Origin of the sequence: Microbacterium sp. zg.B48, assembly GCF_024623505.1 — a bacterium.
Lineage (GTDB): Bacteria > Actinomycetota > Actinomycetes > Actinomycetales > Microbacteriaceae > Microbacterium.
Window position 1 is genome coordinate 218,623 of sequence record NZ_JANJFE010000018.1, and the last position, 21,741, is coordinate 240,363.

The 21,741-nt window shown below is 68.6% G+C and carries 24 protein-coding genes and 1 pseudogene; 13 read left to right on the forward strand and 12 right to left on the reverse strand.

The genetic code is table 11. From position 1 onward, the window contains the following. Positions 1-65: 65 nt before the first annotated feature. Positions 66-668, forward strand: a complete 603-nt coding sequence (locus tag NQ152_RS14945; protein WP_285178289.1) for a histidine phosphatase family protein — start codon at positions 66-68, stop codon at positions 666-668. On the opposite strand, the gene NQ152_RS14950 is transcribed toward NQ152_RS14945, so the two are convergent. Continuing rightward, the gene (locus NQ152_RS14950; protein WP_257502726.1) at positions 665-1,177 is read right to left on the reverse strand and encodes a GNAT family N-acetyltransferase; all 513 of its coding nucleotides are present in this window, start codon (positions 1,175-1,177) and stop codon (positions 665-667) included. The genes NQ152_RS14945 and NQ152_RS14950 overlap by 4 nt on opposite strands. A 78-nt stretch (positions 1,178-1,255) precedes the next feature. Here NQ152_RS14950 and dapB point away from each other — a divergent pair, with 78 nt between their 5' ends. Continuing rightward, entirely contained in the window at positions 1,256-2,068 is an 813-nt protein-coding gene (dapB, locus tag NQ152_RS14955; protein ID WP_257502725.1) for a 4-hydroxy-tetrahydrodipicolinate reductase, read from the forward strand. Next, positions 2,065-2,514: a hypothetical protein gene (locus NQ152_RS14960; protein WP_257502724.1), complete on the forward strand. Its 450-nt coding sequence runs from the start codon at positions 2,065-2,067 to the stop codon at positions 2,512-2,514. Before dapB ends, NQ152_RS14960 begins: the two co-directional genes overlap by 4 nt. Here NQ152_RS14960 and NQ152_RS14965 read toward each other — a convergent pair. The 4 genes from NQ152_RS14965 to NQ152_RS14980 form a co-directional block, all read right to left on the reverse strand. Then, complete coding sequence (locus NQ152_RS14965) at positions 2,511-3,434, reverse strand: TIGR01777 family oxidoreductase (protein WP_257502723.1); 924 nt, start codon at positions 3,432-3,434, stop codon at positions 2,511-2,513. The genes NQ152_RS14960 and NQ152_RS14965 overlap by 4 nt on opposite strands. Further along, on the reverse strand, positions 3,427-3,852 hold the full coding sequence (locus tag NQ152_RS14970) for an OsmC family protein (RefSeq protein ID WP_257502722.1): 426 nt from the start codon (positions 3,850-3,852) through the stop codon (positions 3,427-3,429). Before NQ152_RS14970 ends, NQ152_RS14965 begins: the two co-directional genes overlap by 8 nt. Before the next feature lie 100 nt (positions 3,853-3,952). Further along, on the reverse strand, positions 3,953-4,546 hold the full coding sequence (locus NQ152_RS14975; RefSeq protein ID WP_257524555.1) for a DUF4395 domain-containing protein: 594 nt from the start codon (positions 4,544-4,546) through the stop codon (positions 3,953-3,955). After that, entirely contained in the window at positions 4,539-4,976 is a 438-nt protein-coding gene (locus tag NQ152_RS14980; protein WP_257502720.1) for a thioredoxin family protein, read from the reverse strand. Before NQ152_RS14980 ends, NQ152_RS14975 begins: the two co-directional genes overlap by 8 nt. Positions 4,977-5,098: 122 nt before the next feature. Here NQ152_RS14980 and NQ152_RS14985 point away from each other — a divergent pair, with 122 nt between their 5' ends. The 5 genes from NQ152_RS14985 (at position 5,099) to NQ152_RS15005 (ending at position 9,352) form a co-directional block, all read left to right on the forward strand. Next, on the forward strand, positions 5,099-5,908 hold the full coding sequence (locus NQ152_RS14985) for a thymidylate synthase (protein WP_257502719.1): 810 nt from the start codon (positions 5,099-5,101) through the stop codon (positions 5,906-5,908). Continuing rightward, entirely contained in the window at positions 5,905-6,426 is a 522-nt protein-coding gene (locus tag NQ152_RS14990; protein ID WP_257502718.1) for a dihydrofolate reductase, read from the forward strand. Before NQ152_RS14985 ends, NQ152_RS14990 begins: the two co-directional genes overlap by 4 nt. Positions 6,427-6,586: 160 nt before the next feature. After that, the gene (locus tag NQ152_RS14995; protein WP_257502717.1) at positions 6,587-7,243 is read left to right on the forward strand and encodes a hypothetical protein; all 657 of its coding nucleotides are present in this window, start codon (positions 6,587-6,589) and stop codon (positions 7,241-7,243) included. Beyond that, positions 7,240-9,051 carry a YhgE/Pip domain-containing protein gene (locus tag NQ152_RS15000; RefSeq protein ID WP_257502716.1) on the forward strand — a complete coding sequence of 604 codons (1,812 nt, stop codon included), beginning with the start codon at positions 7,240-7,242 and terminating at the stop codon, positions 9,049-9,051. Before NQ152_RS14995 ends, NQ152_RS15000 begins: the two co-directional genes overlap by 4 nt. Positions 9,052-9,247: 196 nt before the next feature. Continuing rightward, a complete protein-coding gene (locus NQ152_RS15005) occupies positions 9,248-9,352 on the forward strand; it encodes a CrcB family protein (RefSeq protein ID WP_257524556.1) in 105 nt (34 codons plus the stop codon). Here the strand turns inward: NQ152_RS15005 and NQ152_RS15010 are convergent. Together NQ152_RS15010 and NQ152_RS15015 are read right to left on the reverse strand one after the other, a co-directional pair. Next, positions 9,349-9,732, reverse strand: a complete 384-nt coding sequence (locus tag NQ152_RS15010) for a CrcB family protein (protein ID WP_257502715.1) — start codon at positions 9,730-9,732, stop codon at positions 9,349-9,351. The two genes, NQ152_RS15005 and NQ152_RS15010, sit on opposite strands and share 4 nt — an antisense overlap. Beyond that, a complete protein-coding gene (locus tag NQ152_RS15015) occupies positions 9,729-10,184 on the reverse strand; it encodes a CrcB family protein (protein WP_257502714.1) in 456 nt (151 codons plus the stop codon). The genes NQ152_RS15010 and NQ152_RS15015 overlap by 4 nt, the downstream gene beginning before the upstream one ends. Positions 10,185-10,304: 120 nt before the next feature. On the opposite strand from NQ152_RS15015, the pseudogene NQ152_RS15020 reads away from it, so the two are divergent. Further along, a pseudogene (locus tag NQ152_RS15020) lies at positions 10,305-10,571 on the forward strand (STAS domain-containing protein); the annotation flags it as partial. 264 nt (positions 10,572-10,835) lie between these two features. On the opposite strand, the gene NQ152_RS15025 reads toward NQ152_RS15020, so the two are convergent. Continuing rightward, complete coding sequence (locus NQ152_RS15025) at positions 10,836-11,453, reverse strand: trimeric intracellular cation channel family protein (protein WP_257502713.1); 618 nt, start codon at positions 11,451-11,453, stop codon at positions 10,836-10,838. Between the two features lie 306 nt (positions 11,454-11,759). Further along, on the reverse strand, positions 11,760-12,281 hold the full coding sequence (locus NQ152_RS15030) for a DUF1269 domain-containing protein (protein WP_257502712.1): 522 nt from the start codon (positions 12,279-12,281) through the stop codon (positions 11,760-11,762). 182 nt (positions 12,282-12,463) lie between these two features. Here NQ152_RS15030 and NQ152_RS15035 point away from each other — a divergent pair, with 182 nt between their 5' ends. Next, complete coding sequence (locus tag NQ152_RS15035) at positions 12,464-12,625, forward strand: hypothetical protein (RefSeq protein ID WP_257524557.1); 162 nt, start codon at positions 12,464-12,466, stop codon at positions 12,623-12,625. A gap of 397 nt (positions 12,626-13,022) precedes the next feature. Here the strand turns inward: NQ152_RS15035 and NQ152_RS15040 are convergent, their stop codons facing one another. Next, complete coding sequence (locus NQ152_RS15040) at positions 13,023-14,627, reverse strand: amino acid permease (protein ID WP_257502710.1); 1,605 nt, start codon at positions 14,625-14,627, stop codon at positions 13,023-13,025. A gap of 9 nt (positions 14,628-14,636) precedes the next feature. After that, complete coding sequence (locus NQ152_RS15045; RefSeq protein ID WP_257502709.1) at positions 14,637-16,013, reverse strand: glutamate decarboxylase; 1,377 nt, start codon at positions 16,011-16,013, stop codon at positions 14,637-14,639. A gap of 276 nt (positions 16,014-16,289) precedes the next feature. On the opposite strand from NQ152_RS15045, the gene bsh reads away from it, so the two are divergent. The 3 genes from bsh to NQ152_RS15055 all read left to right on the forward strand — a co-directional run bounded on the left by bsh (position 16,290) and on the right by NQ152_RS15055 (position 21,359). Then, on the forward strand, positions 16,290-17,177 hold the full coding sequence (bsh, locus tag NQ152_RS15050) for a choloylglycine hydrolase (RefSeq protein ID WP_308209161.1): 888 nt from the start codon (positions 16,290-16,292) through the stop codon (positions 17,175-17,177). Between the two features lie 307 nt (positions 17,178-17,484). Next, entirely contained in the window at positions 17,485-17,814 is a 330-nt protein-coding gene (locus NQ152_RS17390; RefSeq protein WP_374113599.1) for a hypothetical protein, read from the forward strand. After that, a complete protein-coding gene (locus tag NQ152_RS15055) occupies positions 17,799-21,359 on the forward strand; it encodes an FUSC family protein (RefSeq protein ID WP_257502707.1) in 3,561 nt (1,186 codons plus the stop codon). Before NQ152_RS17390 ends, NQ152_RS15055 begins: the two co-directional genes overlap by 16 nt. Position 21,360: 1 nt before the next feature. Here the strand turns inward: NQ152_RS15055 and NQ152_RS15060 are convergent, their stop codons facing one another. Next, positions 21,361-21,546: a hypothetical protein gene (locus tag NQ152_RS15060; RefSeq protein ID WP_257524558.1), complete on the reverse strand. Its 186-nt coding sequence runs from the start codon at positions 21,544-21,546 to the stop codon at positions 21,361-21,363. Between the last annotated feature and the right edge of the window lie 195 nt (positions 21,547-21,741).

A 21,741-nucleotide genomic window follows, 5' to 3' on the forward strand; every position in this document is an offset into this window, starting at 1 on the left:
CAGCCCGTGACATAGGCTGGGAGGGTACGCGTAAAGCACCCCGACCCCCGACGAAGCGAGCTGGCGTGACGCACTACATCTACCTCGTGCGGCACGGCGAGCATCAGGATGCCGAGCACGGACTCGTCGATGGGCCGCTCTCACCGCGTGGTCGGCGGCAGGCTTCGCTGCTGGCCGATCGCCTGTCGGGCATCCCCTTCGACGCGGTGTGGCACTCGCCCCTGGAGCGGGCGAGCCAGACCGCTCGCGCCGTCGCCGAGCGGATGCCTTCTCTCTCGCCCGAGCCGTCGTCTCTGCTGTTCGACTGCGTCCCGACCGGCATGACCGATCAGACCCCGGCCGTGTTCGAGCCGTTCTTCGGCAGCGTGACCGAGGCCGAGGTCGACGCCGGCCGGGCGCAGATGGCGGACGCCGCCAGCGAGTACCTCGTCCGCAAGAGCGGCGAGGTGCACGAACTGCTCATCACGCACAACTTCGTCATCGGGTGGTTCGTGCGCGAAGTGCTGGGGGCCCCGGACTGGCGCTGGATGACGCTGAACCAAGCGCACTGCGGGCTCACCGTGATCTCGCAGAAGCAGGGCCGCCCCTGGACGCTGGTCTCCCACAACGACCTGGGGCATCTCCCGATGGAGCTGCGCACCGGCCTGCCCGAGGATCCCCTGGTCTAGCTCGGGGCGTCGATCACCGCGGCGCTGCCGCCGTCAGTTCCGGACTGCAGCGCCTTGCCGTACCAGCGCGTCGCATTCGGGTTGTCGTTGTACGGGTCGATCGGGACGAAGCCGGTGGCCTCGTACAAGCGGCCGGCGGCCTCCAGCGTGTGGTGGGTGTCCAGGACGAGCTCGGCGGCGCCGAACTCCGCAGCCCGCCGCCGGAGGTCCTCCATCAGCAGACGGCCCCACCCGCGACCCCGGGTCTCGGGTCGCAGGTAGAGATGCTTCACCTCGTACCGCGGCCCGTGCGGGCCGTCCTCGATGCGGCGGATGCCGCCGCATCCGACCCCGTCCTCGCCGTCCGTCACGACGAGGAACACGCCCTGGGGCGGCTCGAAGGCCGCCGGATCCGGGAAGACCGTCGCGTAGGTGTGCCCCGGAAACGTGGCGGTGCGCATGCGGAAGTAGTCGGCGAGAAGCTCGTGCGCAGCAGGGTCGTCGACCGGAAGCGGAGTGATCGTCGGCATGGTCTCGAGCGTACCGGCGGCGCCCGGCGAGGCCGCACGGCACGACCGGCACGACGTGCCGCCGATACGATGGGATCCATGACGACACGCGTGGCCCTGGTCGGCGGCACCGGCAAGCTGGGCGGGATCATCCGGGGTGTCATCGACACGGAGCATGACTTCGAGGTCATCGCCACGCTCACCTCGAAGTCGCAGCTGTCCGAGCTCGACGGCGCCGATCTGGTCGTTGACGCCTCGAGCCCGGCCGTGTCCATCGACGTCGTCCGCGCCTCGATCGAGCGAGGCATGAACGTGCTGGTGGGCACATCGGGATGGTCCGCGGAACGCATCGCACTGATCCGCCCGATCGTGGCCGCCGCCGGCACCGGCGCCGTCTTCATCCCGAACTTCTCGCTCGGCTCAGTCCTCGGTACGGCTCTGGCCGCGGCGGCGGCGCCCTTCTTCCCGTCCGTCGAAATCGTCGAGGCGCACCGCGAGACCAAGATCGACTCACCCAGCGGGACGGCGGTGCGCACGGCGGAGCTCATCGGCGCAGCGCGGGCAGAGGTGGGTCCGGTCGAATCGCCGCACGTCGACCAGCGCGCCCGAGGGCAGCAGGTCGCCAGCATTCCGATCCACTCCCTGCGCCGCCCCGGGGTCGTGGCGCGGCAGGACGTGATCCTGTCGGGTCCGGGGGAGTCGCTCACGCTCACCCACGACACCGTCGAGCCCGCTCTGGCCTACGCCCCCGGGATCCGGCTGGCGCTGGGAGCGGCTCGCGACGCCCGAGGCGTCTTCATCGGACTGGACAGCTTCCTGGACATCGGCATCCGCATGCCCCAACCGGCGCCGGAGCGACCCGTCGCCGAGACCGACGTACCGGGCCAGGTCGCCCGCGTCACCGGAGCATGAGCGCCCGCATCGGTGTCGCGGTGATGGCGGCGCTCCTCGTGCTGTACATCGTCCTGGTCGCGCAGCGGGCGTGGCTGCTTCTGATCAGCGGAGAGCCGATCGGCATCGCGATGGGCGCGGCGCTGGTCGTGCTGCCCGTCATCGCGGCCTGGGCCCTGGGACGCGAGCTGTGGTTCGGCATCCGCGCCGAGCAGCTCGCGCGCCGGCTCGAGACCGAGGGCGGCTTGCCCGATGACGAGGTGTCGGTACGGCCGAGCGGCAGAGTCATGCGCGAAGACGGGGATCTCGTCTTTCCCGCCTATCGGGCCCAGGTCGAGGCGGATCCGGACGACTGGCGCGCCTGGTACCGGCTCGGTCTGGCGTACGACGCCGCCGGCGACCGCAGACGAGCCCGTGCCGCGGTGCGGCGGGCGATCCAGCTGGAGACGGGGTCGCGTCGTCGCTAGTCCGGCGGTGCGGGCACCGCGGCATCCACAGCCTCTTCGACCGTCTCGGAGGTGAAGCGGAATCCGGATTCGCCCAACACGACCGGGAGCACGGCGGCATCGCCGGTCAGCAGCCCCTCGGTCGCGTCGGCGCCGAGCACGAGCCTGAGCGCCCAGGCCGGTGCGGGCACGACGAACGGCCGGTTCATCCGCATCGCCAGCGCGAAGCCGAGGTCGTTCGCGTTCGCGGGGTTCGGACCGACGAGATTCACCGGACCCTCGATGTCGGCGTCCAGGAGATGACGGATGCCGCGCACCTCGTCCGCGAGCGAGATCCAGGGCCATTTCTGCTGTCCGCCGGCGATCGGGCCGGCCACACCCAGACGGGTGAGCAGCACGAGCGGTTTCAGTACGCCCTCCGGATGCACCACGGGCGCCGTGCGCATCAGCGCCACGCGCGCACGCGACCCGGCACCCAGCGCCGCTGCCTCCCACTCCCCGCACAGGTCGGCGAGGAACGTCTCCCCGCGCGGGGATCTCTCGGTCAGCACCCGGCCGGGTGCTGACCCGTAGTAGCCCACGGCGGAGGCCGACAGGAACGCGGGGGCGTCGGTGCCCAGTTCACGCACAGCGCGTGCGAGGGCGCGCGCCGGCGTGATCCGCGACCACAGCAGCGTGTTCTTGTAGCCGGAGGTCCACGGGAATCGGCCGATCGATGCCCCGTTCAGCCCGACCACCGCGTCTGCGCCATCCAGGACAGCCGGATCGAGCGGCGACGCGTCGGTCAGCCATTCGATCTCGTCGGCCATCTCCGCGGGACGGCGCACGAGGGTGGTGACCCGGATCCCGTCCGCGCGGAGGCTGGCGACCAGGGCGGACCCGATCAGTCCGGATGCGCCGGCCACGACGATCCGGCGCGTCCGGGCAGCCGGTTCAGGCAAGCGTCGCCTCGAGAGTGATCTCGATGCCCGCGAGGGCCTGCGAGACGGGGCAGTTGACCTTGGCATCGGCCGCGATGCGGTCGAAATCCTCCTGGCCCAGTCCGGGCACGACGGCGTTGACGTTCAGGTGGCTTCCGGTGATCCCGGTGCCGGGCTTGAAGGTCACGGACGCCGTCGTCTCGATCGACTCCGGCGGGGTGCCGTTCTGCGCCAGCCCGTTCGAGAACGCCATGCTGAAGCACGAGGCGTGGGCGGCGGCGATCAGCTCTTCGGGCGTGGTGAACGATGTGGAGCCTTCGCTGCGCGCCTTCCAGTTGATATCGAACGTGCCGATGCCGGAGGACTGGAACGCGACCGTGCCGGATCCATCGGTCAAACCGCCCTTCCAGACGGTTTTGGCTTCGCTCGTGACGGTCATCGGAACCTCCTGATCGGGATGCGCCCGCGCGCCGGACGCTTTGCCGTCAGCCTAACGGCGCGGTCCGCACAGCGCGACCGATCGAACCCGCCGGTCCGGATCAGGCCGCGGAGGGACGCGCACGCCCCACGATGCCCGCACGCTGGAGCAGCAGGTACAGCCGGCAGCCCAGGCAGAGCCCGAAGACGGCATTCAGGAAAGCCGCGACGAAGGCGGCCGCGGCCGCGATCGGCAGCGCCCACGGAACCCCGCCCAGGTGCAGCACGAGACCGATCATCACCACCACCAGGCCCACTCCCTGCGCGAATCGTGGGGGCCGGGGATCCTCCAGATCGGCGGGCGGACTCAATCGCGGCTGGACGAGTCTGCGATACACCGCGCCCCACGGTGCCGTACGCGGGGACAGCACACCCCACAGGAAGAGCAGTGCGAGCACGACCAGAAGCAGGAACGCCGGATCCAGTGCGCGCTGTGCGAGGGTGGCCGAGTGAATCGCCCAGCCCTCCGGCGTGAACGTCGTATTCGACAGTGGCGCGTAGGCGTACCAGCCGAAGCCTGCGCCGCCGCGCCGGGTGGACAGCCCGGTCAGACCCAGCAGCACGTCGACGAGCAGGAGCAGCGATGTGATGCCGGCCGCGAAGCGGGGGCCGCGGGGATCGAGGCCCCGCGGGTCCCCGGCCGTTCGGTCAGACACTCGCCGGCTGCCCGGTCAGGCGGTTGAGCTCCAGCTCCAGGACGTCACGGTTGGGGCTGCCGCCGAACCGGGTCTGCACCGCGCCGTCACCGTCCAGCACGAGGGTCGTCGGGGTCTGCAGGATGTTGAAGTGCTTCGCGATGTCCGGCCGGTGGGTCACGTCGACGTCCAGGTGCAGGACGCCGTCGTGGGCTTCGGCGACCGAGGCGAGCGTGCGGTGCACGCCCGGGCAGCGCGAGCAGAGGTCCGTGCTGAACTGCAGCAGCGTCGCCGTCCGGCCGAGCGCTTCAGCACCCAGACGCGCGGGCTGGACGATCTCGTGCGGGATATCCCGCCGGGGGCGACCCTGGCGCCATCTGACGAACACACCCAGCGCGACCGTCACGGCGAGAAGCAGCGCGAGGCCGATGAGGGCGGGAACGAGGGTCACAGCATCCCAGGCTAACTGCTTGCGGCTGAATAAGAGCCGGATGTGGGAACTCCGACGTTCTGCACGGCACGCCGTACCGCCGGGCGGGGCGACCGCGACCGGGGAGGGATACCATCGACTCGATGTCTGCGACCACCCCGAACCCCTACGAAGACCTGCTGCGCGACGTGCTCGAGCACGGTGCGATCAAGACGGATCGCACCGGCACCGGTACGCGCAGTGTGTTCGGCCGGCAGCTGAACTTCGACCTGTCCCAGGGGTTTCCGCTGGTGACGACCAAGCGCGTGCACATGAAGTCGATCGTGTACGAGCTGCTCTGGTTCCTCCGCGGCGAGTCGAACGTGTCGTGGCTGCAGGAGCACGGCGTCACGATCTGGGACGAGTGGGCCGATGCCGCAGGCGAGCTCGGCCCGGTGTACGGGGTGCAGTGGCGTTCGTGGCCGACCGCGTCCGGAGAGACGATCGATCAGATCGCGGGCGTCATCGACGAGATCCGCCGCAATCCCGACTCCCGCCGCCTGATCGTCTCCGCCTGGAACCCGGCGGACATCCCGGACATGGCACTGGCGCCCTGCCACGCGCTGTTCCAGTTCTACGTGGCCGATGGGCGACTCTCCTGTCAGCTCTACCAGCGCAGCGCCGACCTCTTCCTGGGCGTTCCGTTCAACATCGCCTCTTACGCCCTGCTGACCCACATGGTCGCGCAGCAGACCGGGCTGGCGGTCGGGGACTTCGTGTGGACCGGGGGAGACTGCCACATCTACGACAACCACATCGAGCAGGTCAGGCAGCAGCTGGAGCGCGAGCCGTTCCCGCCGCCTACGTTGCGCATCACCCGCACACCGGACTCGATCTTCGAATACGAATACGACGACTTCGTCATCGAGGACTATCAGCACCATCCCGCGATCCGCGGCGCCGTCGCGGTATGAGCGCAGCCTCGAGGCTCGGCCTGATCTGGGCCGAGGCCGCGGACGGTGTCATCGGCCGCGACGGCGGTATGCCGTGGCATGTTCCGGAGGACCTCGCGCACTTCAAGGCGGTCACCGCCGGGTCGCCGGTGGTGATGGGACGCAAGACGTGGGACTCGCTGCCCGAGCGGTTCCGCCCGCTGCCGGCGCGTCGCAACATCGTGGTCACACGCAGCGAGAGGTGGTCGGCTCCCGGCGCCGAGCGCGCGGGTTCCCTGCAGGCCGCGCTGGCCGCCGCGGCCGGCGATGGTCCCGCACGGATCTGGCTGATCGGCGGCGGCGAGCTGTTCCGGGAGGGCATCGCGCTGGCGGACCGGCTCGAGGTGACCGAACTGGACACGACCGTCGCGGGCGACACCTACGCCCCCGCACGCACCGGCTGGGATGTCGTCAGCGCGGATCCCGGTCGTGGCTGGGCGACCTCCACCAGCGGCATCCGCTACCGCTTCCTGCGGATGGAGCGCAGCGGCGGGTCCTGAGCGCTCCGAGCACCCGGGACCTTGCGGTGGCAACCGTCCCCGACCATAGTGGGGCCGACAGTGGGGACAGCGACGCACCATCGGCCCGGAGGGAGTGGACATGGACGCCCGATCCCGCCGCACTCGCCGAAGGCCGATGGTACCGAGGGCGCGGTGACGCGTGCGCGTTCAGCTGAACGCGGTGGCCAAGGCCGAGCGTGAGCATGCCCTACCGGTCACCAGCGTGCTGTTCGAGACCGGACGCAGCACATTCGGCTTCGCCGAAACGGAGCAACGGCCGACTGTGCTGGGGCTGCTCGCCTCCGGGCGCATGCACGCCGACACGGGCGAGGTGCTCATCGACGGCAGGGCGGATCCCGCGGCGCTGCGCCGCCGTGTCGCGCTCGTGGACGCGCCGGATATCTCCGCGCCGGAGCCCAACGTCGCCGTCGTGGCCGTGGTCGCCGAGGAGCTCATGTTCGCGGGGCACCGCTCCGGACCGGTGTCCGCCCGCCGCTGGCTGAAGGAGCAGTCGATGTCGGAGGTCGCCGGCCGCCCCTTCAGCAATCTCGAGCCGCCGCAGCGTCTGCGCCTGTTGTGCGAACTGGCGGCCCTGCGCAAGGGCGTGGAGGGCCTCGTGCTGGTCTCGCCCGACCGGCACGGCGGCGACCCGCGCGTGTGGTGGGGATTGGCAGACGAGTTCGCCGGCCGCGGCATGGCGGTGCTGGTCATCGCGGGGGAGGCCTCGCGGCTGGTGCTGGGCGCAGAGCTGGGCACACCGGACGAGCCCGCGGCGGACGAGGACCAGTCGCTCCCCTCCGCGAAGAGGACCACGTGAAGATCTCGCACATGGTCGCGGCCGAGCTTCGGCGCCTGGTGTCCACGCCGATGCTCGCCCTGGCGCTGTTCGCGCTGCTGTGCGTGCCCATCCTGTACGGGGGGTTCTATCTGTGGGCCAACCAGAACCCTTACGATCGGCTGGCCGAGATCCCCGCCGCGGTGATCGTGCTGGACCAGGGTGCCGAGATCGACGGCTCTCAGCGCAATCTGGGCGAGGAGATCTCGCAGGAACTGCTCAAGAGCAACACCTTCGACTGGACCGCCATCGGCGAGAAGAAGGGGGAGGCCGGTCTCATCGAGGGGCGCTTCGAGTTCGCGATCGTCATCCCGAAGGACTTCTCCGCCGACATCGCATCCATCACCGGGTCGGATCCGGAGCGTGCGCGCATCCAGCTGCGAACCAACGACGCCAACAACTACCTCGCCTCCACCATCGGCACCCAGGCGGTGCAGCGCGTGCAGACCGTCGTCGCCGAGAAGGTGGTGACCACGGCGGCGGAGGCGGTGCTGGCGGGGCTGGCGGAGATCCGCGCGAAGCTGGCGGAGGCGGCATCCGGAGCATCGCAGCTGGTCAGCGGCCTGGGCACAGCCGGTTCCGGGGTGCAACAGCTGCGTTCCGGGGCGCAGCAGCTCGCGGACGGCACCGTCCAGCTGCGCGACGGCGCGCAGGCCCTGGCCTCCGGATCCGCGCAGGTCGCGGCCGGAGTGCGCGAACTGGACGGCATCGCCGACGAGGCCGGGTCGCTGGCGTCCGCGGCGACCGCACGGCTACCGCAGCTGGAGTCCGATATCACCCAGGTGCTCACCGACGCGGGGCTCAGCCAAGCCCAGATCGATCAGGCGCTCGCGGCCCTGGCCCCGGTCGGGGACCGCATCCGCACTCTCGACGATCGGCTTCAGAACGCCGTCGGCAGGATCGACGAGCTGGCCGCCGGCGCGGACGAGGTGGCCTCCGGCTCCTCGACGCTGGCGTCCGGCCTTGACACCGCCACATCCGGAGCGGGCCAGCTGGTGGGCGGCGTGGACCAGCTCGGCAGCGGCATCGGCGAGCTGGCCACCGGGGCGGGCGAGCTGGCCACCGGCTTGCAGGACGGCGTGGCTCAGGTGCCCGATGACGATGAGGCGACCCGCCAACGGCAGAGCGCCGTGCTGGCGGATCCGGTGCGGATCGACACCAGCGCTCTGGCCCAGGCGCAGAACTACGGCGCCGGGCTGGCCCCGTTCTTCGCCGCGCTGGCGGCCTGGATCGGCATCTACGCGCTGTTCCTGATCGTCAAGCCCGTCTCGCGCCGTGCGCTGTCGGCGATGGATGCGCCGGTGCGCGTGACCATCGCGGGCTGGCTGACGCCGGCGCTGCTGGGCGCGGTCCAGATGCTCGGGCTGTTCGGGGTGCTCTCCCTCGCGCTGGGCTTCCGGTTCGCGAACCCCCTGGCGGTGTTCGGGCTGCTCGTCCTGGCCTCGGCGTCGTACACCTGGATCATCCTGGCCCTGAACGTCTGGCTGGGAGCGGTCGGCCAATTCCTCGGCCTGGTCCTGATGGTGCTGCAGCTGGTAACCGCGGGCGGCACCTTCCCCTGGCAGACGCTGCCGCCGCCGCTGGCGGCCCTTCACGAGGTGCTGCCCATGGGGTTCGTCGTCGATGCGCTGCGGCAGGTGATGTACGGCGGCGACATCTCCCGGGTCTGGACGGACATCGGCGTCGTGCTGCTGTGGGCGGCCGTCGCCGCCGTCGCGGCGCTGGCCGGCGTGGTGCGCATGACCCGCTTCTTCACCCTCCGCGACCTGCAGCCCAGCATCATCCAATGACACCAGAGACCGCGGCCCCCGCCGCGAGAAGGAAGGCAGACCGATGACCGTCGTAGAACACGGGCGCGACAGCACCCGCCAGAACCCCAAGCCGGCGTTCGCGCAGCCGCGCCTGATCCTCTACGTGCTGCTGGGCGGTGCGATCGGCACCGCGGGCAGGTAAGGGCTCTCGCTGGCCCTTCCCGCCGACGGCGGTGTGCCGTGGGCCGTGCTGATCGTCAACCTCTGCGGCGCGTTCATCCTCGGCTTCCTGCTGACCGCGCTGGCTTCGCGCACACCGGAGACACCGGGACGCGCCTAAGCCGCCGGGAGAAGCCCGAGCAGTATCCCGCACCCGGCAAGCAGTGCGTTCACGGCAAGCAACGCTATTCCGTTGAGTGCGGCCGCCCGGAGTCGACCGTCTATCAGGAGCCGGACTGTTTCGAGGCTTGCCGTACTGAACGTGGTGTATCCGCCGATCAAGCCTGTGCCGACGATCAAGCCGACTGGGCCAGGAACGGTGTGAGCTGCAACGAGGCCGGTGACGACGCCCAGTGCAAGCGATCCGGTCGCGTTGATGATGTTGGTCCCTACTGGGAACGCTATCCGCGCGCGCTGGCTCACCTGGCTGTCTAGGACGAAGCGCAGCGCCGAACCGATCCCGCCCGCTGCCGCCACAGCTAGGAGGACGAGCGGGCTCACCGTGCACCCCTTCCTAGGCGGGCACCAGCGATGATGCCGACGTACGAGGCCGCGCTCCCAACGACGAGCGTCCCCGCGAAGTACGCCGCGGCCATCATGGGGCTCGAGACGGTGAGCTGCGCGAGATCGACGGTCACGGTGCTGTAGGTCGTGAAGCCCCCGATGAGGCCGGTTCCGACCGCGAGGCGGGTGAGGCGGCGGTGCCCCTCGTCGGGTCCGCGGGATGCAAGGAACTGGACGACGAGGCCGAGCGCGAACGCCCCTGCCACGTTGATGAGGAAGATACCGAGTGGGTAGTCGGCCGGATCAGGAATAGTCGCGGCGATCAGCGCCCGCGCGGCGGTGCCGATCGTTCCGCCGGCTGCGACCAGGGCGACGTGTCTCCAGGGCAGCATCGCCGCTCCGGGGGTGGAGATGTTCTCGGTATCCGGGTCGAGGGGTCCGGTGGGCATAGGTGTCCTATCCGCTCTAGTGAACGAGATAGGGACTGTTGGCGATCATCGCGGTTGTGTCTGGCGAGCCCCACCGCCGAGTACCGAGCATGTCGGCACCTGCCTATCTTCGCACAGCGGCAGGCCGCCCGCTACACCGTCGATGGGGAGCTGTTCTTCGCATCCAGCAACGACCTGACCACCCAATTCGAATACACCCACGACCCGAACCAGGTCACCATCGACATGTCCCGCTCACACATCTGGGACGCCTCCACCGTCGCCGCCCTTGACGCAATCCAGACCAAGTACGAGAACCTCCGCAAGACCGTCACCCTCGAGGGCATGAACGACGCCACCACCCAGTTCCACGGGCGCCTCAGCGGCGGACTCAGCGACGGGCGCTGAGTAGCGCTACTGCATCCACACCTGCCGTGCGGCGGCCGGGTGGTCAACTTCCTCACGAGACGCGGCGAACTGTTTCCTCCGCTGACCTGGGGTGTTTTCCGATAATGGCCGTTCTGTCAGTGAGAACGCGGCAAGCCACGTCGGGAGGCCGACCGGTCGTCTTCACCTTCGGGACAAGGGACCGATCACAGCCCACGCCTCATCCCAAATCACTCACACGACACGACTCTCCCGCGAGCCCCCGGAGCGGTTTAGCAACACGCGCTAGCTGCGGTGGCCCCAGCGGGCGACCGCGTGCGGAACGTGCCAGTGGAAACGAAGTGATGCCAACCTGAATGCGAATACGAACACACCGACAGCGAGCTGAATCAGCGGGTCGTACCAGCCCACCATCCAGGCTGCTGCGACCAGCGCGGCGCCCATCATCGCCGGGACCGCATAGATGTCGTTCGGATCGAACAGCTCGGGATCGCGGTTAGCGACGACGTCACGAAGGAGGCCGCCACCTACCCCTGTCGCTACTCCCAGAAGGGCCGCTGCGACCGGATTCATGCCCAGCTCGAGAGCTTTTGCTGCCCCAGTGGTGCAGAACAGGCCAAGCCCTGCTGCATCGAAAATGAGCAGGGTGCGCGGCAACCGTTCGACGACGGTGTAGAGGAAGAAGACGAGCGCTGCCGCGGCGAGAGGCGCGAGCAGGTATACCGGCTGTGAGAAGGCCGCGGGGGTAACTCCGAGTATGAGGTCACGGATTACTCCGCCCCCGAGTCCGGTCAGCAAACCCAGGAGAACTGACCCCACGATGTCGAATCCCCTGTGCGCGGCCAGCAGCGAACCTGATATTGCGAAGAAGAATGTGCCAAGAAAGTCGAGGACCGTGTCCATGCGGCCTCCCAAGGCATGTGGAGCGCCCGATCAGAATCGGGAAACGCATACTTCGCGGCCGCACGTCAGCGCCAACGGCGTGGAGCCCTTCGTCCGCTGCCGTGGCACCGCGGCTGCCAAGCAGCCGTCACAGCACCCGGGCAGCGATCGAGGCCGCGTGGAACTGCAAGTCGTTTAGGGCCCCTCACGCCGGCCTCTGCATTGAGGGGGCAGCGAGCACGAATCGTTCTGTGCTCAGTACAATGCGCAAGTACTGTGATGACCTGTCCGCAAGCCGGAGGATGGGGTTCCGGCCTGCGGTGAGGGTCACGCGCTGACGGCTTCGGCGATCTTCTCGTCACCCTTGTTGATGGCTTTGATGACGGCGTCGTAGTCGCCCTTTTCGATGGCCTTGTTGATTCGCTTCGTGGCGCGCTCCAGGGCCTTGTCGATTCGGTCGAGAGCCTCCTCGTCCACCACGGCGACTATCGCTGAGGAGCCGGGGACAAGCCATTCCTCGGCGTCGACGCCGATGGACTTCTCTTCGTGTCGTTTCACGATCTCGCCGATTCCGGCACCGGCGCCGAGGCCGACGACACCGGTGACGAGAAGCAGCGGCGGGGCGAAGAGTCCGATCACCAGGCCGGCAACGACGCCGATCGCTGTTCCTTTCGCAACGAACTTCCCGCCGTGCTCTTTCACGTGGACGTTGCCATCGGTGTCGCGGGACAGAACGACCGCCGCCACGAGCCTGACGTCGTCCAGCGACTTGATGGATGAGAAGTCTTCTTGCGCCGACTGCTCATCGTCGTAAGAGGCGACCAGGAGCTCGTAATTTCGATCAGTCATTCATCTGCCTTTCATGTTGGTTCGGAACCACTCTGAAGCAGGCGCCGGCCGCTTCACAGAGCCGTAGGTCCCGTCGCGGCCCGAAGGACGAAGGCCCCTAGCGGTGCCCGACCCCGTCAAGGACGGTTGCCACCCGGGGCGCGAGCCGGTGATTCAACGCCTGGCTCACCCTCGCCCTTTCGATGAAGGAGTACGAAATGACGAAATCTCATAGCGGTCCACCGTGGGCGGGCCGCCGCGAGATCGGCCCCGCCGATCTCCAACTGCCTCCCACTCAACCTTTCGATGTCACCGCGCTGATCGCCGCCGCGTTGTCGGCAGAACACACTGCCCCGGAACAGTGATCTCGCACTCCGTGCTCGTCGGAGAGGGAGTGAGCGCGGGACGTCCCCGGTGACGCGGTTGGTGATGGGTTGCGCCCGCAGACAGTACCCCGCTTGTGGTAGTCCCGCGGCAGCATGCGTCGTCGTGGGTCGAAGCTCTGGTGCGGCGGCCTCGGGGCCTGCTGATCAGCGCTAGCGATCAGGCCGCTGTTGGTCTCGACGGAGGTAGCGGTCGAGTCCACGTGCGGTTGCTGGCGCGTCGAGTGGAGTTTGGGGTGCCTCTCAATTGCGTTTGGTTGGACCTCTGCGAGCATTGGTGAGTGTCATTGGATGCGACCGCGAAACCTCGTCGAATCACGCGATGCCGGACGATGAGGGAAGGTGACCCGAAGGACGGGGTCCCCAGATTTTCGCGGGCTCACGTATCGGAGTCCGGCGGCTGTGTCGAGTTGCTCGGCTTCCGAGGAGCGGATCTGCTCGTCGGCGGGCGCGCCGTCGTGGCGGTGGGGCCTGACGGCGCGGCCTCCTGGGCCTCGTCCTCGTCGTGGGTGCCGTGCAGGGCCTTGTCTGCTTCGCTGCGCCGATCCCATCCGGGGCGGCGCAGGGCGTAGAACACGAGTGGCGGAGCGCCGAGCACCACGATAACGACCCCCACGATCCATGGATATACCGTGGGGGAGAATGCTGTGAACCCCTGGGGCGGGATGAAGGCGAGCACGAACGCCGCGAGGCAGCCGACGAAGCCGACGCCGGCCACGAGGTTCATCGCCGGCACCCGATAGGTGCGCTTCACGTTCGGCTCCTTCCGGCGCAGCGCGATGGCTGCGGCGAACATGAGCATGTACATGATCAGATAGATCGCCGCGGCCATATCGACGAGGGCGACGAACGCGGAGCTCACGTTCGGCACGACGACGAAGATCGCCGCGAGGATCGTCACGATCGTCCCCTGCAGCATCAGGATGCCGGACTGGACCCCCGCCTTGTTGCGCTTCTGCAGGGCCGGCGGCAGCAGCCCCGTCTCCGCAGCAGCCAACAGGCCCTTGGAAGGACCTGCGATCCATGTGATGACGGAAGCGAGCGCTCCTGCGGCGATCAGTGCAGAGACCACGGCGGTTCCCCACCCGAGATCCCACTTGTCGAAGTACGCCTGGAACGCGAGCATGATGCCGTTGGTGAGCCCCAGCTCCTTTTCCGGGACGGCGATCGAGATCGCGATCGTCGGCAGGATGAACACCAGCAGGATCAGGATCGAGGCCAGGAGCACGGACTTGGGATACCCCTTCCCGGGATCCTTCATCTGGTTCACGTGGACGGCGTTCACCTCCATGCCCGCGTATGCGAGCACGTTGGAGACGATCAGCACGATGGAGGCGATGCCGGTGAACGGCGGGATGACCGCCGCCGCATCCAGCGGCACTTCGCTCTTCTGCCCGGTGCCGAGCCAGATGAAGCCGAACACAATCAGCAGCACGGCGGGCAGCAGGGTGCCCAGGATGCCGCCCCAGGAGCCGAGCTTGGCGAACAGGTTGCCGCCCCGCAGCGTGACGAGCGTCGACCCCCAGTAGAGCACCAGGATCACGATCGCGGTGAACAGCCCGGAGTCCGATAGCGACGGGTCCAGGAAGACGAAGGCCAGCGCCGCGGCGATGAAGGCGATCTGCGTCGGATACCAGACGACGTTCTGGATCCATTGGAGCCAGACCGCGGTGAAACCCCAGCGGTTGCCGAATGCCTCCCGCACCCAGACATAGACGCCGCCCTTCCACCCGGTGGCCAGCTCGGCGGCCACCAGCGCCGTCGGGATGAGGAACAGGACGGCGGGGATGATGTAAAGGGTGACGCTGCCGAGTCCGTACACGGCCATTGCGGGGAGCGAGCGGAGACTCGCCACCACCACGAGCGTCAGCAGCGCCAGTTGGCCGACGCCCAGATAGTTGACGACGGCGCTGCGCGGGGCGAGGGGATGATTTGAGTCGGCCTGCGCCGCGGCATCCGATGTCTTCTTCGATGTGTTTGACATGTCGTTGCCTCAGTGGTGGAAGGCGGGGTGCTGGCCCTCGACGGGCATCGCGGATTCGAGCGCGTCGAGGTATGCGGTCTCGGTCTCGATGCTCTCGAGCAGTTCGGCTGCCAGATCCATGCTCAGCCCGTTGCGGACGACGATGCGCTGCACGGTCAGGTCACTCAGGTCATCCGGCATGGGATACGCCGGCACGAGCCAGCCCTTCATGCGCAGCCGATCCTGCAGATGATAGAGATTCCAGTTCTTTGTGTGCCCGTCTTTCAGGTACCAGGCGAACACGGGGATGTCGCTGCCGTCGTTCCACAGCTCGAAGGCACCGATCTTCGCGATGCCCTTGGCGAGATATTTCGCGACGTCCTGCGATGCCTGCTGCACCGCGCGGTACCCCTCGAAGCCGAGGCGGAGGAACATGTAGTACTGCAGGAGCACCTGTGCGCCAGGGCGGGAGAAGTTGAGTGCGAAGGTGGGCATCTCCCCGCCGAGGTAGCTGACCTGGAAGACCAGGTCCTCAGGCAGCCACTGCGTGTGACGCCACACCACCCAGCCGAGACCGGGGTAGACGAGCCCGTACTTGTGCCCGGACGTGCTGATGGAGTGCACCCGCTCCAGGCGGAAGTCCCACACGAGGTCGGGCTGCAGGAAGGGAGCGATCATCGCGCCGGAGGCCCCGTCGACGTGGATCGGGATATCGAGCCCGGTCTTCGCCTGGATCTCGTCCAGTGCTTCCGCGATCGCGGCGACCGGCTCGTACATGCCGGTGTAGGTGACCCCCAAGATCGCCACGACACCGATCGTGTTCTCATCGACGTACTTCTCCAGGTCGTAGCCGTCGAGAGTCTTGTGCTCCAGGCTGATCGGCACGAACCGCGGCTCGACGTCGAAGTAGTTGCAGAACTTCTCCCAGCACACCTGCACCGCCGAGGACATCACCAGGTTCGGCTTGGAGGTGTCCTTCCCGGCGACGCGGCGGGACTGCTGCCAGCGCCGCTTGAACGCGAGGCCGCCGAGCATGCAGGCCTCGGACGAGCCGATGGTCGAGGTGCCGATGCTCTGGGAGGCATCCGGTGCGTTCCACAGGTTCGCGATCATGCGCCAGCAGTTGTCCTCGATGGCCGCCGTCTGAGGATACTCATCCTTGTCGATCATGTTCTTGTCGAAGGCCGCCTCGTACACCTGCTTGGCGTCCTCATCCATCCAGGTCCCCACGAAGGTGGCCAGGTTCAGGCGCGAGTTGCCGTCCAGCATCGTCTCGTCGTCGACGATCTGCTTCGCGGTGTCGGGGAGTGACTCCTGCTGTGGGATGACATGGCGTGCGGCGACCGTCGACTCTCCCGGGCGGGCGAACCGCGGAGTCAACTCGTCGTTTGCCTGAGATGCGTTCATGGCCTCTCCCGTCTCGTATTCGAGCGGCCACGAGGAGGTGGTCGCCTCGGGTGCGACGGGTTGAGGATGAGTCCGCCGCCGTGCACCCGGGGCGAGCGTATGCCTCGTGCACGGCCCGTACCAGGGACGAACGTCCCCCGGTGGGGGAGCCTGCGGGAGCGGCGCCGCGGAGCGGAGCGTCCCGCGCAGACGGGCGGAACCTGGGCCGGGCCGCGCCAGGCAGCGTGGTCCATTGTGGGTCGTTTGGCCTTGGCCCCGCAGCGTTCACGGACGTCCGTGACTCCTCGGAACTTCCCCTTCGAATTCCGCAAGGCTGCTCCGCTCCCGGCGCACCACGCGATCATCGGGATGGCGACCATCGCCGACGGGTGCCCGCTGTATTACGACGCGACGAACGAGAAGGGCCTCAGCATGGCGGGGCTCAACTTCCCGGAGAACGCCGACTACAAGCCCGAGGCGGAGGGCAAGACGAACATCACTCCGTTCGAGTTCATCCCCTGGATCCTCGGCCAGTTCGAGACGGTCGATGAGGTCCGCACCGCGCTCGCTTCGCTCAACCTCGTGAAGATCGATTTCAGCGACGCCTTCCCGCTCTCGCCCTTGCACTGGATCATCTCCGACCGGACGGCATCCATCACGGTGGAGAGCGTTAAGGAGGGCCTGAAGGTGTACGACAACCCCATCGGCGTCCTCACGAACAACCCCACGTTCGATATCCAGTCCTTCAACCTGAACAACTTCATGCACCTGTCGAAGAACCCGCCGGAGAAGCACTTCTCCGATGACCTGGAGTTCGACGTGTACAGCCGCGGAATGGGCGCGATCGGCCTCCCCGGAGATCTCTCGTCCTCATCACGGTTCGTCAAGGCGGCCTTCACGAAGATGAACTCCGTGTCGGGGGACTCCGAATCCGAATCGATCAGCCAGTTCTTCCAGATCCTGGGGTCCGTCGCTCAACAGCGAGGATGCGTCGAGGTATCGCCCGGCAAGTTCGAGATCACCATCTACTCCTCGTGCTGCAACACCGACAAAGGCATCTACTACTACACGACGTACGAGAACAGCCAGGTGACGGGGATCGACATGCACAACGAAGACCTCGACGGCAGCACCCTCGCCGACTACCCCCTCATCAAGGAGCAACAGGTCCACATGCAGAACTGACCGACCGTGCCACCCGCAGCACTCGCAGGAAGGCGAGCGGGCGCATCGTCGGCTTGCGAAGTCTGCAATCGACCTTCCCCGTGCGCCGATGAGTCGGTCACCGTCCGTGTAATCGCCCATTGCGAGTACATGCGGACGGTTGGGGTGAGCGCTTCCGGTCGTTGCCGGGGCGTTGACGTCTCGGCGGATAGAGAGTGACGCCTGGTCCTCCGGCTGACGAGAGCGCTGGCCGGTCAGCGCCACAAGGCATAATCGTCGGGCTTTCTCATCGTCTGCCTCGAGCCCCGACCAGGAGCCACGCCTGATGATGGATCACGACCTCGGGCCGCAGAACGCCGGTGATGGCCCGTTGCTCCGCCGCGTCCGCCGGCATCAATCGTGGTACCGAGCGGAAGTGCTCGGGCTGCCGCGCTGGGGCACGACCCGAGGGAGATCACCAAGAGAGCTCGGCAGCGTCCTCAGCGACGAGGACGCCGCGGCGGGCCTCAACTTCCGATCGCCGAGCGGGGGGCGTCCGCGGAACCGGCCGCACCGCGATCGGAGGACGCATCCGCCACGGATACGTGCCATACCAGGCGCGGGCTCGCGACGCGGGAAATCCAGGCTCCTAAGGTATCCGGCATGGACGCGGCGTTGATCGTGCTCGGGGTGATCGTGCTGCTGCTGACGCTCCTGGACACGTTCCTCGCGGTGCTCAACTACGACGAAGGCGGTCTCTTCGTCGACAAGATCGTCCGCGGCCAATGGCTGGTCATGCGCGCGATCACGCGACGGGTGGACCGTCGATGGCGTCCGCTGGTGCTGCGCCAGGTCACCGGGGTGCTGCTGCTGACCACGATCTTCTGGTGGCTGTTGGGGATCCTGCTCGGTTTCGCGCTGATCTACCTCGGCGCGATGGGCTTCAGCGGCGCGTTCCAGATCTCGCCCGGCGTGAAGGCCGACTTCTGGGGTGCGCTGTACCTGAGCACCGGCCAGTTCTCCACGGTCGGCGTGGACAACATCTCCCCGGGTGTCCCGGTGCTGGAGCTGCTCACGGTCATCGAGGCCATGGTCAGCATCGTGCTGCTGTCGATCATCATCACCTTCCTCGGCAGCGCCTACGGCGTGATCCAGTCTTTGCGCGCGCTCTCGGCCAACTTCTTCCGCATCGGTCGCGGCGTCGGCGATCCGATCGAGACGCTGCAGCCGTTCTTCCCGGACGGTCCGTCCCGCGGACTGGACAGCCAGCTGGGGGCCATCTCGGACGCGCTCAGCGCCTACGCGGAGGGGCTTGCCCAGAACCGCGCTGCGTACTACTTCCAAAGCGGGCGGGACCAATTCTCCCTGCCGTTCAGCCTGTACATGACGGCGGGAGTGATCGGGGCGCTGCAATGGGGGCTGCCCGCCGGCAGCGACCCGACGAAGGAGCCGAACCTCGCGCGGCTCGGCCAAACCTACGAGGACTTCCGTCTGCGCACGCAGCGGATGCTGGGCCTGCGCAGCGCGACACCGCGCCCGCCCGTCTCCGCCGCCGAGTTCTCGACCGCCATGACGACCTTCGACTCGGCCGACGCGCACACCCGCTCGGATGCGTGGGTGATGCGCTTCCTCGCGATCAACCGGCGCATGGCCGAACTTACGCAGAGCAGCGCGGTGCCCGATTCCGAGGAGATGTACCGCCGCTACACCGCCTGGCTGGCCTTCGAGGTCGAGGCGCGCGCCTTCACCACCGCCGTCGGCAGTGATCTGGACTACCAGCCGATCTATCGCGGGGTGGCCACGACCCCGGACGACATTCCGCTGTCCGCGGCGGACGCTGCCGCGATCCCGGTCATGGTCGGCCCAACGGCGTCCGCCGAGGCGCCCGCCGCGCCGACCGGAAACCCGCTGGGGCGATGGCTCCGGCGCCGCACCACGGTGAAAGACCCCGGCCTGGTCCGTCTGGCCGACGCCGTGCGGTCGCTGGTCGCCGCGATCGTCGCGGTGGGGATCGCGGTGCCCCTGGCCAGCCTGGCCGGACTGAACACCGCCTCGGCCGCCACGTTCGCCGGGCTCATCTCGCTCTTCTCCGCACCGGCCACGGCGGGCGGCAGGGCGGGCGGCAAATGGTGGGCCGGCACCGTCGCCGCGCTGCCGGCCATCGTGGGGGCCAGCTGCGGCGTCCTGATCCCGCGCACGCCGGTCTCGGCGGTCTTCGAACTGGCGCTGGTAGCGGCGCTGGCGATGTGGCTGCGCCGCTTCGGTCCCGCCGTCGGCGGACTGGGTCAGCTGGGTTTCGTCACGTACTACGTCACAGCGCTGCTGGGGATGAACGCGTCCGACCTGACCGCCGTCTTGGTCGCGGCGGGAGTCGGCGTCCTCGCGTCCTGGATCGTCGGCCTGATCCCCAGGCCCAGCGTCGTTCGCCAGATCGACGACGGGATCGACGCGCTCTACGAGCGCGTCGCGGCGCTGATCGACGGGAGCGTCGACCTGGTCGCGACGGGTCGGCTGGATGCCCGTCTGATCCGCTCGCTGCGCGCCGGGCAGTCCGCGCTGGTGCAGGCGGCCGGCTCGGTGGCCGGTCATCTGGACGCGGACACGACGCCGGGCATCCCCGCCGGCCGCGCCCGCGCCCTCCGCGTGCGGGTGTTCGATCTTCAGCTGGCGGCCCAGAGCCTGGTCACGATGCTTCCGGTCACTGCCAGTCTCGCCATCACCGTCGACGAGCGTGCGCGCCTGGCGGCGGACCTGCTCGATCTGCAGCAGCAACTCGCGGCGTACCGGCCCGGCGCCCCCGCCAAGCCGCCCGCGCCGCGGGCGACACCCAGCGACCCGCCGCCGGACTGGCCGCGGTCGGCGCGGGCCATCCTCGCGACGATCGGCGAGCTGCGCACCGCGATCGATCGCCTGCGGGCAGCGCAGAAGAGTGACGATGCGGCCGAGGACGCGCACCCGCAGAAGCAGGGGCTGACGCAGGCGAAGGAGTCCGAGCACGGGAGGACGCCTGAGCGTGAGCAGCGGTCTGCGTCGGCGGGTCGTTCCGCGGCGCACGCGTCCAGCGGGGTGCCCGAGGGCACGGCCGTCGCGCACGCGCGGCGCGCACGCGCCGGCGCGGGCACATCCGGCCGTCGGCCCGCACAGCCGCCGGGCGCCCTCAGCCCCGGGGGCAGGGAAGCGGCGCGCGCGGCCGATAAACAGGCGGTGCAGGCGGCGATCTCGACCGGGCTGGCCTTGTTCCTCGGCGGCTTCGTCTCCACCGGTCATCAGTACTGGGCGGCGATGCCGGCGTTCCAGGTGCTGAGCGGATCAGATGCCGAGACCCGTTCGAAGGGGTTCATGCGCATCGTGGCGACGATCGCCGCGTCCGGTATCGCGTTCGGCCTGGCCATCGTCGCCGATCACACCCCGGCTGTGGCGATCCCGCTGCTGCTGATCAGCGCGTTCGCCATGTCCTACATGCGCGCGGTGTCCTCCGCGTGGCTGGCGTTCTGGGCCACGCTCCTGCTGGCCACCGTCTACGACCTGCTGGGCACCCTCAGCGTCGAGACCGTCGAGGTGCGCCTCGCCGAGACGGCGATCGGGTCGCTCGTGGCGGTCGCCGTCTCGGCGGTGGTGCTGCCCACCCGCACCCGCACGCGCGTCCTGCACGGAATGGCGGGCGTGCTGGACCAGGCCTCAGCGCTCGGCCGGGCACTGTTCGGGCGGCTGCAGGGGGCGCAGGCGCCGACGGCCGCCGAACTGTCCCACATGACCCGCGCACTCGGCGCGCAGCTGGCGGACCTGGAGAAGCTCGCACACCCGATCCGACGCAACCCGGGTTCGCTGCAGCCGGCCGGCATTCAGGCCCAGCTGACTTCGCTGTGGGCGCTGCTCGACCACGAGGGCCACCTGGTCCGCCTGCTGCGCACCTACAGTCCCGACGCCGCCGCGCCTCGCTGGCGGGAGCTCGCCGCCGCCACGGGGGACAACTTCGACGCGGTGCGCCGGGTGCTGACCGGCTCCCTGCCGCACCGCGTGCACCTGCCCGCGGAGCTGGAGGATGCCGTAGGGGAGGTCGGGTCGGACGCGGAGCGGACGGTGATCCTGCAGATCCTGCGCATGAACCAGACGCTGCTGGCCCTGCTGGATGCCGTGGCACCGGGGACCGTGGAATCCATGACGAATCCGGATGCCGCCGCCGGCGATGCGCGGCAGGCCGACCGGTCCGGTGTGGCCGGCTGAGCTAGCTCGCTGCGGCCGGGGCAGGGACCCGATTCGGGCGTGCGTTCAGAATCACGATGGCCACACCCGACGCGGTCAGCAGCGCCCATACCCACCCGCGCATGTCCTGGAACTCCACCGCTTCGCTGGATCCCGCCGCGGTGGCGAGCAGAGTACCGACCCGCCCGATGCCCAGCAGCTGGCCCACTGCTTGCTGGTGGAGATGAGGCTGGAGGCGAGTCCAGCTTGGGCGGGCGGCAGTGAGCCCAGCGCGGTGACGCTGATCGGATCGGCGATCAGACCGAACCCCAGGCCGAACACCAGGTAGGGGACGATCACCGCCCACAGCGGCGCCGATTCGGTGGCCCACAGCAGCGCGGCGCCGACGGTCATCAGCAGGCCG